This window comes from Ottowia beijingensis (genome assembly GCF_042680925.1).
Lineage (GTDB): Bacteria > Pseudomonadota > Gammaproteobacteria > Burkholderiales > Burkholderiaceae_C > Ottowia > Ottowia beijingensis.
This window is the reverse complement of sequence record NZ_JBHUEP010000007.1, coordinates 315,418-328,126: the sequence shown is the minus strand read 5'-3', so window position 1 is coordinate 328,126 and position 12,709 is coordinate 315,418. Positions and strand designations below refer to the sequence as shown.

Genomic DNA, 12,709 nt, shown 5'->3' with positions numbered 1-12,709 from the left:
CACGCGCATGACTTCCACCGACACCCTGGCGCGCCGCGCCTTCCTGCGCCGCCTGGGCCACCTGGGCATCGCCGGCACGGCCGCGCCCTGGGCCATCAACCTGGCCGCCATGGGCGAGGCCGCGGCGTTCACCGCCAACGATGGCTACAAGGCACTGGTCTGCATCTTCCTGTATGGGGGCAACGACAACGGCAACACGCTCATCCCTTACGACAGCGCGGGCCATGCCGAATACGTGCAGGCGCGCGGCACGCTGGCCATCGCCCGCGCCAGCCTGGGCGCCACGGCGCTGACCGGCAACGGCCTGCCCGCGGGGCGCGAATACGCCCTGGCCCCCACGCTGGCGCCGCTCAAGGGCCTGTTCGACCGGCGGCAGCTGGCGGTACAGCTCAACGTCGGCCCGCTGCGGCAGCCGACCACGCTGGCGCAGTACCAGGCCCGTTCGGTGCCGCTGCCGCCCAAGCTGTTCTCGCACAACGACCAGCAGTCGGTGTGGCAAAGCTCGCTGGCGGAAGGCTCGGTCACCGGCTGGGGCGGCAACCTGGGCGACCTGGCCCTCTCCAGCAACGGCGGCAACGGCCTGTTCACCTGCATGTCGGTCACCGGCAACGCGGTGTTCCTGTCGGGCGACCAGGCGCTCGCCTACCAGATCGGCCCCGGCGGCGCCGTGGCCATCAACGGCGTGACACGGGACGACGGCATGTACAACCAGCAGGCCTGCCGCCAAGCGCTGCAGACGCTGATCACGCAAGGCCGCACCCATGTGCTGGAGAACGAGCTGAACCGCGTCGTCGCGCGCTCCATCAGCTCGCACGCCACGCTGGCGGGCGCGCTGGCCGGCAGCGATGGCCAGTTCGATGCCCTGCTGCCCACCACGGCCGAGCGGCCCGCCACGCTCAACGGCCAGCTGAAGATGGTCGCGCGCCTGATCGCGGCGCGCAACCAGCTGGGCCTGAAGCGCCAGGTGTTCCTGGTGTCGCTGGGCGGCTTCGACACGCACGACAACCTGATGACCAACCACCCCAAACTGCTCGAGCAGGTGGCCCAGGCGATGGCGGGGTTTCAGGGCGCGCTCGACGCCATGGGCGTGGGCCCGCAGGTCACCACCTTCACCGCCAGCGACTTCGGCCGCACCATGACCTCCAACGGCGACGGCTCGGACCACGGCTGGGGCAGCCACCACCTGGTGATGGGTGGTGCGGTGAAGGGCGGCGCCTTCTACGGCACCGCACCGACGGCCCTGCTGAAGGGTCCGGAAGACGTGGGCCAGGGCCGCCTGCTGCCCAGCACCTCGGTCGACCAGTACGCGGCCACGCTGGCGCGCTGGTTCGGTGTCAACGATGGCGAGATGCGGGAGGTGGCGCCCAGCATCGGCAACTTCGATCAGAAGAACCTGGGCTTTCTGGGCTGAAGGCGACGCACCGCAGGTCAGCCGCGGATGCGTGGGCTGGCGCTGCTTCGGCCCCTGGCGCTGCGCCCTTCGCGGCAGAAGGCGCGCAGCGCCGTGGGCCTCATACCCATGCGCTTTCAAAAATGACGAATGACAAATGACTTCGCTGCGCTTCAATGACAAAAAAGGCATTCGTCATTTGTCATGCGGCGCCAGCCGCGGTCATTCGTCATCAATTTGAACGCGAAACGGTATCACTCGATGGTCAACCGCTGCGAGCCGCTGGCCTGCTTCTTGGGCAGGGTCAGTATCAGCACGCCGTTGTCGTACTTGGCCTTGGCGGCGCTCTGGTCAATGTCCTGCGGCAGCTGGAAGCTGCGCGACACGGCGCCGTAGTAGCGCTCGCTGCGCAGCACCTTCTCGCCCTCGGCCCGCTTGTCCTGCTGCTTCACCTCGGCACGCAGGGTGACCACGCTGCCGTCGATGGACACGTGGATGTCTTCCTTGCCGACGCCCGGCACTTCGGCCAGCACGGTGTAGGCGGCGTCGGATTCGCTCACGTCGATCCTGATCTGCGACGCGCTGGGCAGCGGGTCGCCGTGCAGCGGCTTGATGAAGAAGCCGGGGGCGAACTCCTTGAAGAAGTCGTCGAACAGGTTGCTGCGGCTGGGTACGTTGGCCATGGGGTCTCCTTTGTCGTTACATCGTCGGGGGGATGACAGGCAACCCTTGCCTGCCACTGATGCTCAGTTGCGGATGGCCGGCTCCGATTTCAAGCCTGCCCCCGCACCGGCAAAGCATGGGAAAATACGCGTTTGCCGCCGCCATCGCGCGTGCCGGCCCTGCCCCTTGCGGCCCACTGCTCTTCACAAAACATGTCGTCCTCCCTGCACCCCATGCTCAACGTGGCCATTCGGGCCGCGCGCGCCGCTGGCGCCATCATCAACCGCGCCGCGCTCGACGTCGAGGCCGTGCGCATCTCGCAGAAGCAAGTGAATGATTTCGTCACCGAAGTCGACCACGCCAGCGAGGACGCCATCATCGACACCCTGCTCACCGCCTACCCCAGCCACGGCATCTTGGCCGAGGAATCGGGCAGTTCGCGCGGCAACCCGCGCGCCGACCACGTGTGGATCATCGACCCGCTGGACGGCACCACCAACTTCATCCACGGCTTTCCGGTCTACTGCATCAGCATCGCGCTCAGCGTGAAGGGCCGCATCGAGCAGGCCGTGGTGTACGACCCGACGCGCAACGACCTCTTCACCGCCACGCGCGGCCGCGGTGCATACCTGAACGACCGCCGCATCCGCGTCAGCAAGCGCACGCGCCTGGTCGAAAGCCTGGTCTCCACCGGCTTTCCGTTCCGCAAGGGCGACGACTTTCCGACCTACCTGGCCATGATGGGCGACGTGATGCAGCGCACCGCCGGCCTGCGCCGCCCCGGCGCCGCCGCGCTGGACCTGGCCTACGTGGCCGCCGGCTTCACCGACGGCTTCTTCGAGACCGGCCTGAAACCCTGGGACATCGCCGCCGGCAGCCTGCTGGTGACCGAGGCGGGCGGCCTGATCGGCAACTTCACCGGCGAATCGGGCGACCTGGAACAGGGCGAATGCCTGGCCGGCAACCCGCGCGTGTATGCGCAGCTGGTGCAGGTGCTGCGCAAGTACTCTCGTTTCGATAGCGTGCAGCGCTCGTCCGACAAGGAGAAGGCGCTGATTTCTCTCAAGAAACCCGACACGGGTGAAGCCGCCACCGACAGCCACGCCAGCGATGCCGCCTTCGACGCCTGGGCCGGCCCCGACGCCGCAGCGGGCGACGAACCCCCGCGCGCATGAGCACGGCCGACGGCAGCGCGCCCGCCGCTGCACCCACGCCCGCTGAACCCCACACGCCCCCCGGCGATGTGGCGCACCCGCGCGCCATCCGCACCTTCGTCATGCGCGCCGGCCGCACCACCATCGGCCAGGCCCGCGCGCTGGCCGAGCTGGGGCCGCGCTACCTGCTGCCCTACGATCCGGATACTACGGATTTGGTAGCTGCCTGCGCCCTTCAGTCGGGCGCTGAAGGCCAGAATCACTCGAAAACTGTGCTGGAGATCGGCTTCGGCATGGGCCATGCCACGGCGCACATCGCGGCGCTGATGCCCGACACGCTGTTCATCGGCTGCGAGGTGCATGAACCCGGCGTGGGCGCGCTGCTCAAGGCCATCGGCGAGCAACAGCTGGCCAACCTGCGCATCATCCAGCACGACGCCGTGGAGGTGCTGCAGCACATGATCGCGCCCGCCAGCCTGCACGGCGTGCACATCTTCTTCCCCGACCCGTGGCACAAGAAGCGCCACCACAAGCGCCGCCTGATCCAGCCGCCGCTGGTGCGCCTGCTGGCCACGCGCATCGCCCCCGGCGGCTACGTGCATCTGGCCACGGATTGGGAGCCCTACGCCCAGCAGATGCTGCAGGTGCTGGGTGCCGAGCCGCTGCTGGCCAACACCGCCGACGGCTACGCACCGCGCCCCGCCTACCGGCCCGAAACCAAGTTCGAACGCCGCGGCCTGCGCCTGGGCCACGGCGTGTGGGATCTGGTGTTCCGGCGCCTGCCCACGGCATGAAAGATGACGGCGCGACGCGCCATGACCGCGGCGGCGCCGCATGACGAGATCACTCCACTGCTGCTTGATGACCAAGAAGTCTCAGATGCGGCTTGTGGGAGCGGCCTTGGCCGCGATGGCAGCGCCTGGCCCCGAGCCACGGCTGATCGCGGGCAAGCCCGCTCCCACAAAAACGCATGACTGAAGCGTCCTCCCTGACGACAGGATGCTCATCCGTTCATGGTGCGCAGCACCGTCATTGACGCGCAGCGCCGTCATTTCGTCATTCCCCGCATGAGCCGCCCACCGCGCCCCCCACACCTGCCGCTGCGCGACGGCGTCAGCGCCAGTTGCCTGGTGGCGCAGCCGGGCGATGCCGGCGCCAGCGTGCTCGACCTGCTGGCCGCCCGCCTGCCCGCACTCAGCCGCGCCGACTGGGCCGAGCGCCTGCACGGCGGCGAGGTGCTGAACGCCGACGGCGACCCGCTGGCCGCCGACGCGCCCTGCCGCCCCGGCCAGCGCCTGTACTACTACCGCCGGCTGGACGACGAGCCCGAGCCGCTGAACACCGAGCGCATCGTGTTTCAGGACGACTGGCTGGTGGTGGCCGACAAGCCGCACTTCATGCCCGTCACGCCCAGCGGCCGCTTCGTGCAGCGCAGCCTGCTGGTGCGGCTGAAGCGCCGGCTCGGCCTGCCGGACTTGAGCCCGGTGCACCGCATCGACCGCGAAACGGCCGGGCTGGTGGTGTTCGCCGTGCAGCCGCACACGCGCGATGCTTACCAGGCGCTGTTCCGCGACCGGCGCGTGCAGAAGGTGTACGAAGCCGTGGCGCCGCACCGCGCCGACCTGGCGCTGCCGCGCACCCACCGCAGCCGCTTGGAGCCCGATGCCGAGCGCTTCTTCATCTCGCGCGAGGTGCCGGGCGAGCCGAACAGCGAGACGCACATCGAGCGCACCGCCGTGTTCGGCGCGCACGCGCTGTACCTGCTGCAGCCGGTGACCGGGCGGCGCCACCAGTTGCGCCTGCACCTGCACGCGCTGGGCGTGCCGATCCTGGGCGACGGCTTTTATCCCACGGTGCTGCGCGGTCCGGGCGCGCCGGACGATGCCGAGCGGCCGCTGCAGTTGCTGGCCCGCGCGCTGATGTTCGACGACCCTTTCACCGGCGCGGCGCGGCGGTTTGAATCGACCTTGACGCTGGCCGCCAGCCAGGGGCGGTGGCCCGGTGGCTGCGCTGCGGTGTCGGTGCCGCAGGCACCGGCCTGATTCCGTTTCGCGTTGCAAGCGCTTTTTTTGACGGATGACGGAATGACTTCGCCGCTGCGCGGCGTAATGACGAAACGACGTCCGTGATGCGCCAAATGCCTCGCACGCCGCTGGCGTCATGGCGGCGCAGCCGCCGTCATCCAAGCGCAGCGAGGTCATTTCGTCATCGCACGCGAGAAGCCATCCTTTCGAGCAACGAAACACCATAAGTGTCCGAAGCCTGAGGCGCGGTCGGTCTGAGACGGTGTTGGGACAACCTCCATGGCGTAAGACCTCCAAAAACATACTCCCCATACACCCATCCTTCAGCGCCTGTCCATCGGGCGATAGATCCATATACCCCCTGAAACTCAACCCGTCTCCAGCGCGGAACGCGCCGCCCGCGCCTCAACGCTCCGGCAGGCTGCCCAGGTCGGTCAGCGGCGCCGGGTGCAGCGGCGCGTATTCGGTGTGCCCGCGCGCCTCGCGCCGCTCGTGCAGGCGCTGGCGCACGGCGCTGCGCAGATCGGCCAGCTGATCGGCCGGCAGCGCGTGCTCGTCCTCATGGTTGGCGGCGGCCACCACCGAGGCGATGCGCGCCGAGCTGCTGTCGGAGTGCGCGCGGTGCGCATGGCTCAGGTCGTCGCCGTCGCGGATGGTGAGCATGAAATGCTCGCCCCGCAGTTCGCCCAGCTCGGTCAGCTTGCGGCGGAAGAACAGGCGGATTTCCTCGCGCGCCTGCTGCGGAATGTGCTGCGCGGTGTGCACCACCAGCACGAAGCCCGCGCGGCCCTCGGTGTCGCGCGTGGCCAGGCAGTCGATGCGCCCCGCCATGCCGACGTGGCGCATGACGTAGGCGCTGGCCGCGCGCAGGCGCCGCAAGCGCGTGGCCGGCGAGCGGAAGCGGGCGCGGACTCGTTCGATAAACTGGATGACAGGATCGCGATTCTGGACAGCCGGCCCGCACCGCCAGTGGCGCCGCGGACCATCTGAAAGAATACCCGATACCCCCGCATTCAGGGGGTCTTCCGCCGCGCACCACGGCCGCTGGTGTGCACTTGCCGCCACTTTGCCGCGCCATTGCCATGCACGCCCTGCCCTCTGATCTGATCGTCTTCGAGCGCGGCTGGCTCTCGTCCAACAACCTGCTGTGCCTGGGCGATGCGCCGGCCTTCATCGACACCGGCCACACCAAGCACGCCGCCGACACCGTGCGCCGCGTGCGCGATGCGCTGGGCGGCCGCCCGCTGGCCGACATCGCCCACACCCACCTGCACAGCGACCACTGCGGCGGCACCGGCGCGCTGCAGGCCGCGTGGCCCGCCGTGCGCACCTGGGTACCCGCGCCGTCGCTGCCGCACGTGCAGGCGTGGGACCAGGACGCCCTCACCTTTGGCGACAGTGGCCAGCGCTGCGACCGCTTCAGCGCCGGCCACGCCCTGGTGCCCGGCCAGGCGGTGCGCCTGGGCGCGCACGAATGGCAGGTGCTCGCAGCGCCCGGGCACGACGCGCTGGCGGTGCTGCTGTTCGAGCCGCGCCATGGCATCCTGATGGCGGGCGACGCGATGTGGGAGCACGGCGTGGGCGTGATCTTTCCGCACATCGACGGCTCGGGCGGCTTCGAGCACTTCACCGACACGCTGGCGCTGATCGAGCGGCTCGACCCGGCCGTGGTCATCCCCGGCCACGGCGCGCCGTTCGGGCGCGAGGGCGGCGCCATCCAGGCCGCCATGGCGCGCGCCCGCGCCCGCATCGAGCAGTTCCACGCCCACCCGGCCGCGCACGCGCTGTACGCCGCCAAGGTGCTGATCAAGTACCAGATGCTGGACGCCGAAAGCATGGCGCACGCCGACTTCCAGCACTGGCTGGAACACGCCCCCGCCCTGCGCACCCTGCACCGGCAGCACCGGCCCGATCTGGACTGGCACGCCTGGCTGGCGCTGGTGCTGGCGCCGCTGTTCGGCAAAGGTGTGTTGCGGCGCGACGAGACGCACGTGCACGACGGCGCCTGATTCCAATTCCAGGTCAAAGCTGCCATGGCCCGTCATTCCGGCGCAAAGCCTGCCCCGTACCGCGATACGGGGCCGGAATCCAGACGGCGTGTGCGCAGAGCCATGGATCCCGGCCTTCGCCGGGATGACGGTGATGGACGCATGGAATTGGAAATGGAATCAGCAGACGAGGTGCAGGCGCAATCACCCTTGAACGGGCGATAGCCATTTGGCGCCATGGTGCAGTTCAATAACAGGAGCTGCTTGCGCCCGCCACACGGGCGCTGAAGCCCATTTTTCTTCCACGAAAAATATGGAAGGTCCCCCCCTGCTTCCACCCGGCCTGTGCGGCGGCGCGCCGCCCGCCGTGGGCCACGGGGTGCGCCGGCCTCAGCGCGAAGGGTGCGGCCGGGGCGGGATGTCGAAGTGCAGCACGTCCTCGCGCGTGCCGAGCCGGGTGTACAGCGCGATCGCCGCATCGTCGCCCTGGTCGGCCTGCACGAAGATCACCCACGCGCCGCGCTCGGCGGCCATGGCCTGCAGGTGGCGAATCAGCGCCGTGGCCACGCCGCGCCGGCGGTGCGCGGCATCGACCGCCAGGTCGTAGAGGTAGATTTCGCTGCGCGCCTGCTCGAACTTGGGCAGCACATACGCCACCAGCCCGCCGATCACCGCGCCGTCCTCCACGGCGGCCAGCGCGATGACGCCCTCGCGCGCCAGCCACGCGCGCGCTTCGTCGGCGGACGGTGGCTTGCCAAGGTAGGTGGCCTCATCCTCGAAGGCAGCGCCGAACATGGCGCGCATGGCGTCCATCAGCGGAACGTCATCGACGCCGAGATGATGGACCGCAAACGCCATCGTCGGCCCCGATCAGACGCGCTCTGCCACCCAGCCCTGCACCGACGACAGCGCCTTCGGCAGCCCCGACGCATCGGTGCCCCCAGCCATCGCCATGTCGGGCTGCGACTGCGGAGCAGAGGGCCCGCGAAGTGGCCCCGCGCAGCAGGATGCCAAGCCCGACATTTGGTTCACACCCGCTCCGCCACCCAGCCCTGCACGGATTTCAGCGCGTTCGGCAGCCCGCTCGCATCGGTGCCGCCCGCCATCGCCATGTCGGGCTTGCCGCCGCCCTTGCCGCCCACTTGCTGGGCGACGAAGTTGACCAGCTCGCCGGCCTTCACCTTGCCCACCGCGTCCTTGGTCACGCCGGCGGCCAGCTGCACCTTGTCGCCTTCGACGGCAGCCAGCACGATGGCGGCGGACTTGAGCTTGTCCTTCAGCTTGTCCATGGTCTCGCGCAGCGTCTTGGCGTCGGCGCCGTCCAGGCGCGCGGCCAGCACCTTCAGGCCGTTCACGTCCACCGCCTGGTTCACCAGCTCGTCGCCTTGCGAAGAAGCCAGCTTGCCCTTGAGCTGGGCGATTTCCTTCTCCAGTGCCTTCACCTGATCGAGCACCTGGCCCAGCCGCGCCTGCACCTCGGCCGGCGGCGCGCGCAGCGTGGCGGCCACGCTGTGCAGACTGGATTCGAGGCCCTGCGTGTATTCCAGCGCGTTGGTGCCGGTGATGGCTTCGATGCGCCGCACGCCGGCGGCCACGCCGCCTTCGCTGACGATCTTGAACAGGCCGATGTCGCCCGTGCGCCGCACGTGCGTGCCGCCGCACAGCTCCTTGCTGGAGCCGATGGTCAACACGCGCACGGTTTCGCCGTATTTCTCGCCGAACAGCATCATGGCGCCGCTTTTCTGAGCGTCGTCCAGCGCCATCACCGCCGCATCGGTGGCCGCGTTGGCGAGGATTTCGGCGTTGACGCGGCGCTCGATCTCGGTGATCTGATCGGGCGTGACCGGCGCGTTGTGCGCAAAGTCGAAGCGCGTCTTTTCGGCATCGACCAAGCTGCCCTTTTGCTGCACGTGCGCGCCCAGCACCTCGCGCAGCGCCTTGTGCATCAGGTGCGTGACGCTGTGGTTGCGCATGGTGGCGGCGCGCGTGAACTGGTCAACCTTGGCGTCCACCGTATCGCCCACTTTGAGCGCGCCTTGCGTCATCACGCCATGGTGACCGTAGACATCGGCCTTGATCTTCTGCGTATCCTGCACGCCGAACTCGAAACCTTCGGCCGTCAGCACACCGGCATCGCCCACCTGGCCGCCGCTTTCGGCGTAGAACGGCGTGGTGTCCAGCACCACAATGCCGCTTTGACCTTGTTTCAGGCTGTCTACCCGCACGCCGTCTGCGTAGAGCGCTACCACTTTGCTAGTGTGAACGAGTTCTTCGTAGCCCGTGAAACGGTTCGCATCACCGCTGTAATCTACGGCCTTGTCCATCTTGAACTTGCCCGCGGCGCGTCCGGCCGCCTTCTGCTGCGCCATGGCTTCGTCGAAGCCCGCCACGTCTACCGTCACGCCGCGCTCACGGCACACGTCCTGTGTCAGATCGAGCGGGAAGCCGTAGGTGTCGTGCAGCTTGAAAGCCAAGCCACCGGACAACGGCGGACTCTGAATCGCCCGCACCTCTATAGCGTTTGGCGCCTCGGAACCGCGACGCTGTATTTCCGCCCTGAATTCAGGTGAAACGCTGCTGGGAAGGAGAGCTACTAACCTGGGATCGAAACAGGTGTTGTTTGCCCCATTCTTCAAGAATTCGTCGAGGTTAGATAAGAAGTCAGCCTCACGTCCCACATACCGATTGGGCGTCGCCACAAGCCTTAGCCGATCATCCACTTTGAGAATGTCTGGAAATGCAGATGAAAGGACCATCTCCTGAGCCGTCATCCGCAATGCGCCCTTGAACACAGTGGCGTTAACGCTCTCGGACAAGACGCGCATTTCGTCGTCAACGAAGGCGTTATTAAGAATCTCCATGCCCGTTTCCAGCGTCTCATAAAAGCGCTCTTCCTCGGCCTTCAGCACCTCTTCCACGCGCTTGCCTTCAGCCTGCAGGCGCGGGTAGGCAGCGCCCATCAACTCCACCAGCAGCGGCACCAGCTTGTAAAAGAAGGGCTTCTTCTGCCCCAGCTTGTAGCCGTGGCGGATGGCGCGGCGGATGATGCGGCGCTGCACGTAGCCGCGGCCTTCGTTGCTCGGCATGACGCCGTCGCTGACCAGAAACGCCGTGGCGCGGATGTGGTCGGCGATCACCTTCAGCGAAGGGTTCGCCAGGTCGGTGCAGCCGGTCACCTCGCAGGCCTTGGCGATCAGCTTGTCGAACAGGTCGATCTCGTAGTTGCTGTGCACGTGCTGCAGGATGGCGGCCAGGCGCTCCAGGCCCATGCCGGTGTCCACGCAGGGCGCGGGCAGCGGCGTCACGCTGCCGTCCTCGTGCATCTCGAACTGCATGAACACGTGGTTCCAGATCTCGATGAAGCGGTCGCCGTCTTCCTCAGGCGATCCGGGCGGGCCGCCGGGGATGTGCGGGCCGTGGTCGTAGAAAATTTCGCTGCACGGGCCGCAGGGGCCGGTGTCGGCCATCATCCAGAAGTTGTCGGACTTGTACTTGCCGCCCTTGTTGTCGCCGATGCGAATCACGCGCTCGGGCGGCAGGCCGATGATCTGCGTCCAGATGCCGTAGGCCTCGTCGTCGTCTTCATACACGGTGGCCAGCAGGCGCTCGGGCGGCAGGCCGTAGACCTTGGTCAGCAGCTCCCAGCCCCATTCGATGCTCTCCTTCTTGAAGTAGTCGCCGAACGACCAGTTGCCCAGCATCTCGAAGAAGGTGTGGTGGCGCGCGGTGTAGCCGACGTTCTCCAGGTCGTTGTGCTTGCCGCCGGCGCGCAGGCAGGCCTGCACGCTGGCCGCGCGCACGTAAGGGCGCTTGTCGGTGCCGAGGAACACGTCCTTGAACTGCACCATGCCGCTGTTGGTGAACATCAGCGTCGGGTCGTTGCCGGGCACCAGCGGGCTGCTGGGCACCACGGTGTGGCCCTTGCTCTCGAAGAAGTCGAGGAAGGTCTTGCGAATGTCGGCGACGGAGATGGGGGGCTTGTTTTGGCTCATGATGTTTTGGGTTGGAAGCGCTTGTGGAGCAAGCGCAGTCAGCTCAGTAATTGATAGCGAAGGCCGGAGAAGCGGGCAAAGTCCCTGTCGAAGGTCAGCACCTCGGCCTGGTGTTCGATGGCGATGGCGGCGATGTGGGCGTCGGTCATCAGGTTGCCGGCAGTGCCGGCCGACAGCAGCAGGCGGCCGAAGATACCGGCGTGCAGCGGCCCCGGCTCGAGCACGCGCACGCGCGGGTGCGCCAGCCACTCGTCCACGATGCCCAGGACCTCGGCCACGTCCAGCGGCGATGGCAGGATGCCCCGCTTGGTCGACAGCCGCATGAAGCCCATCAGCACGACCCAGGTCAGCGCCATGCCGCGCGGGTCGGCCAACATGTCTTCCAGCGTCTTGCGGGCCAGGTCGTGCTGCGCGCTGTCGGCGTGAACGGCGTTGAGCAGCAGGTTGGTATCAGGAAGCAGCATGGCGCTCCTGGTAGTCCTGCTCGATGCGGCGCATCTTCTCGATCAGTTCTTCGTCTTCCAGTTCGGCCGCGAGCTGGTTGGCCTTGGTCAGATCGACCAGCGGCACCCCGGTATGAAAGGTGCGCTGAACGAATGGCGGAATGGCTTGCGCCGGCGCGTCGGCCTTGGCATGCAGCGGCACGATCTTCGCCACCGGCTTGTTGTGGCGCATGATGATCACTTCTTCGCCCGCCTCGGCGCGCGCGACGAATTCGGACAGGCGGGTCTTGGCCTCGAACAGGCCGACGGCGGGTGATGGCATGACGACCTCCAGAAAAATTGGTTGAATCAACTAGATTTTAGCGGATTCGGCGCCTGGCCGGCGTTCTGCCATCGCGGAGATGGACTTGACACCTCGCGCTGCTGCCAGCGCCGAGTCCGCTTCATGGCGCCCTGCGGCCGAACTGCCCCAGCCGGCGGTACTGCGGCGGCTGGGCCTTGAGGTCGGACCAGATCAGATCGACCTGCCGCACCGTCCAGCGGATGGGCTCGGTCAGCGGCGCCAGCGTGGGGCGTTCGGCATGACGCAAAGTGGTCAGGTGGGGCTTGAAACCGTTGCTGGCGGCGGGCAGGCCCGCCTGACGGGCCAGTTGGGCGGTGGCGCGGTGCAGCGCGGCCAGTTCGGGCGTGTGCTCCGGCACCAGCACCGCAATCACGCCGCTGGGCGCGCGCCACAGTTCGGCTTGCGTGAGCGTGATCTCGAACGTAGCAAACCGCAGCGTCTGCAGCGCGGCCAGCCAGTCGCGCTCGTGCGGCGCATCGACCGCGTTGAAGAACTGCAGCGTGAGGTGCATGCGCTCGGGCACCGGGTGCAGGCGGCGCGGCAGGCCGGGCCAGCGCTGGCGTTCGGCGTCGATGGCAGCGCAGGCCTCGGGCGGCGGGAACAGCGCGGTGAACAGGCGGCGCGGGGCGGCGGGCGTGGGCAGGTCGGTCATGGCGAACAGCGCATTCTGCGCGGGGTGGGCGACGTGTGCGGCGGGGCGGCGCCGGGCCAT

The 12,709-nt window shown here is 68.0% G+C and carries 11 protein-coding genes and 2 pseudogenes; 5 read left to right on the top strand and 8 right to left on the bottom strand.

The window, feature by feature from the left end; translation table 11 throughout:
- Positions 1-7: 7 nt before the first annotated feature.
- Positions 8-1,411, top strand: a complete 1,404-nt coding sequence (locus ACFSCU_RS10975) for a DUF1501 domain-containing protein (RefSeq protein WP_180551245.1) — start codon at positions 8-10, stop codon at positions 1,409-1,411.
- Between the two features lie 233 nt (positions 1,412-1,644).
- Here ACFSCU_RS10975 and ACFSCU_RS10970 read toward each other — a convergent pair whose 3' ends face one another.
- Positions 1,645-2,073 (bottom strand): Hsp20/alpha crystallin family protein, encoded by a 429-nt coding sequence (locus ACFSCU_RS10970; RefSeq protein WP_180551244.1) that lies wholly within the window; start codon positions 2,071-2,073, stop codon positions 1,645-1,647.
- Between the two features lie 192 nt (positions 2,074-2,265).
- On the opposite strand from ACFSCU_RS10970, the gene ACFSCU_RS10965 reads away from it, so the two are divergent.
- The 3 genes from ACFSCU_RS10965 (at position 2,266) to ACFSCU_RS10955 (ending at position 5,249) form a co-directional block, all read left to right on the top strand.
- A complete protein-coding gene (locus ACFSCU_RS10965; protein WP_377560684.1) occupies positions 2,266-3,228 on the top strand; it encodes an inositol monophosphatase family protein in 963 nt (320 codons plus the stop codon).
- Positions 3,225-4,001: a tRNA (guanosine(46)-N7)-methyltransferase TrmB gene (trmB, locus tag ACFSCU_RS10960; RefSeq protein ID WP_377560682.1), complete on the top strand. Its 777-nt coding sequence runs from the start codon at positions 3,225-3,227 to the stop codon at positions 3,999-4,001. The genes ACFSCU_RS10965 and trmB overlap by 4 nt, the downstream gene beginning before the upstream one ends.
- A gap of 273 nt (positions 4,002-4,274) precedes the next feature.
- Entirely contained in the window at positions 4,275-5,249 is a 975-nt protein-coding gene (locus tag ACFSCU_RS10955) for a pseudouridine synthase (protein ID WP_377560680.1), read from the top strand.
- Positions 5,250-5,636: 387 nt separating this feature from the next.
- Here the strand turns inward: ACFSCU_RS10955 and ACFSCU_RS10950 are convergent, their stop codons facing one another.
- On the bottom strand, positions 5,637-6,110 hold the full coding sequence (locus tag ACFSCU_RS10950) for a hypothetical protein (protein ID WP_377560679.1): 474 nt from the start codon (positions 6,108-6,110) through the stop codon (positions 5,637-5,639).
- Between the two features lie 203 nt (positions 6,111-6,313).
- On the opposite strand from ACFSCU_RS10950, the gene ACFSCU_RS10945 reads away from it, so the two are divergent.
- Positions 6,314-7,240 carry an MBL fold metallo-hydrolase gene (locus ACFSCU_RS10945; protein WP_180551240.1) on the top strand — a complete coding sequence of 309 codons (927 nt, stop codon included), beginning with the start codon at positions 6,314-6,316 and terminating at the stop codon, positions 7,238-7,240.
- Between the two features lie 369 nt (positions 7,241-7,609).
- Here ACFSCU_RS10945 and ACFSCU_RS10940 read toward each other — a convergent pair whose 3' ends face one another.
- The 6 genes and pseudogenes from ACFSCU_RS10940 to thpR form a co-directional block, all read right to left on the bottom strand.
- Positions 7,610-8,077 carry an AAC(3)-I family aminoglycoside N-acetyltransferase gene (locus ACFSCU_RS10940; protein ID WP_180551239.1) on the bottom strand — a complete coding sequence of 156 codons (468 nt, stop codon included), beginning with the start codon at positions 8,075-8,077 and terminating at the stop codon, positions 7,610-7,612.
- 170 nt (positions 8,078-8,247) lie between these two features.
- Positions 8,248-9,708: pseudogene (alaS, locus tag ACFSCU_RS10935) on the bottom strand (alanine--tRNA ligase); the annotation flags it as partial.
- A gap of 363 nt (positions 9,709-10,071) precedes the next feature.
- A pseudogene (gene alaS, locus ACFSCU_RS10930) lies at positions 10,072-11,211 on the bottom strand (alanine--tRNA ligase); the annotation flags it as partial.
- A gap of 38 nt (positions 11,212-11,249) precedes the next feature.
- Positions 11,250-11,675, bottom strand: a complete 426-nt coding sequence (locus ACFSCU_RS10925; RefSeq protein ID WP_180551238.1) for a TA system VapC family ribonuclease toxin — start codon at positions 11,673-11,675, stop codon at positions 11,250-11,252.
- Positions 11,662-11,976, bottom strand: a complete 315-nt coding sequence (locus tag ACFSCU_RS10920) for a type II toxin-antitoxin system Phd/YefM family antitoxin (protein WP_180551237.1) — start codon at positions 11,974-11,976, stop codon at positions 11,662-11,664. The genes ACFSCU_RS10925 and ACFSCU_RS10920 overlap by 14 nt, the downstream gene beginning before the upstream one ends.
- Positions 11,977-12,097: 121 nt before the next feature.
- Positions 12,098-12,709 carry an RNA 2',3'-cyclic phosphodiesterase gene (gene thpR / locus ACFSCU_RS10915; protein WP_180551236.1) on the bottom strand — a complete coding sequence of 204 codons (612 nt, stop codon included), beginning with the start codon at positions 12,707-12,709 and terminating at the stop codon, positions 12,098-12,100.

Bases quoted from the DNA above. Each gene is read 5' to 3' on its own strand.
- ACFSCU_RS10975 (WP_180551245.1), top strand. From the start codon at position 8: ATGACTTCCACCGACACCCTGGCGCGCCGCGCCTTCCTGCGCCGCCTG.
- ACFSCU_RS10970 (WP_180551244.1), bottom strand. From the start codon at position 2,073: ATGGCCAACGTACCCAGCCGCAGCAACCTGTTCGACGACTTCTTCAAG.
- ACFSCU_RS10965 (WP_377560684.1), top strand. From the start codon at position 2,266: ATGTCGTCCTCCCTGCACCCCATGCTCAACGTGGCCATTCGGGCCGCG.
- trmB (WP_377560682.1), top strand. From the start codon at position 3,225: ATGAGCACGGCCGACGGCAGCGCGCCCGCCGCTGCACCCACGCCCGCT.
- ACFSCU_RS10955 (WP_377560680.1), top strand. From the start codon at position 4,275: ATGAGCCGCCCACCGCGCCCCCCACACCTGCCGCTGCGCGACGGCGTC.
- ACFSCU_RS10945 (WP_180551240.1), top strand. From the start codon at position 6,314: ATGCACGCCCTGCCCTCTGATCTGATCGTCTTCGAGCGCGGCTGGCTC.
- ACFSCU_RS10940 (WP_180551239.1), bottom strand. From the start codon at position 8,077: ATGGCGTTTGCGGTCCATCATCTCGGCGTCGATGACGTTCCGCTGATG.
- ACFSCU_RS10925 (WP_180551238.1), bottom strand. From the start codon at position 11,675: ATGCTGCTTCCTGATACCAACCTGCTGCTCAACGCCGTTCACGCCGAC.
- ACFSCU_RS10920 (WP_180551237.1), bottom strand. From the start codon at position 11,976: ATGCCATCACCCGCCGTCGGCCTGTTCGAGGCCAAGACCCGCCTGTCC.
- thpR (WP_180551236.1), bottom strand. From the start codon at position 12,709: ATGGCCCGGCGCCGCCCCGCCGCACACGTCGCCCACCCCGCGCAGAAT.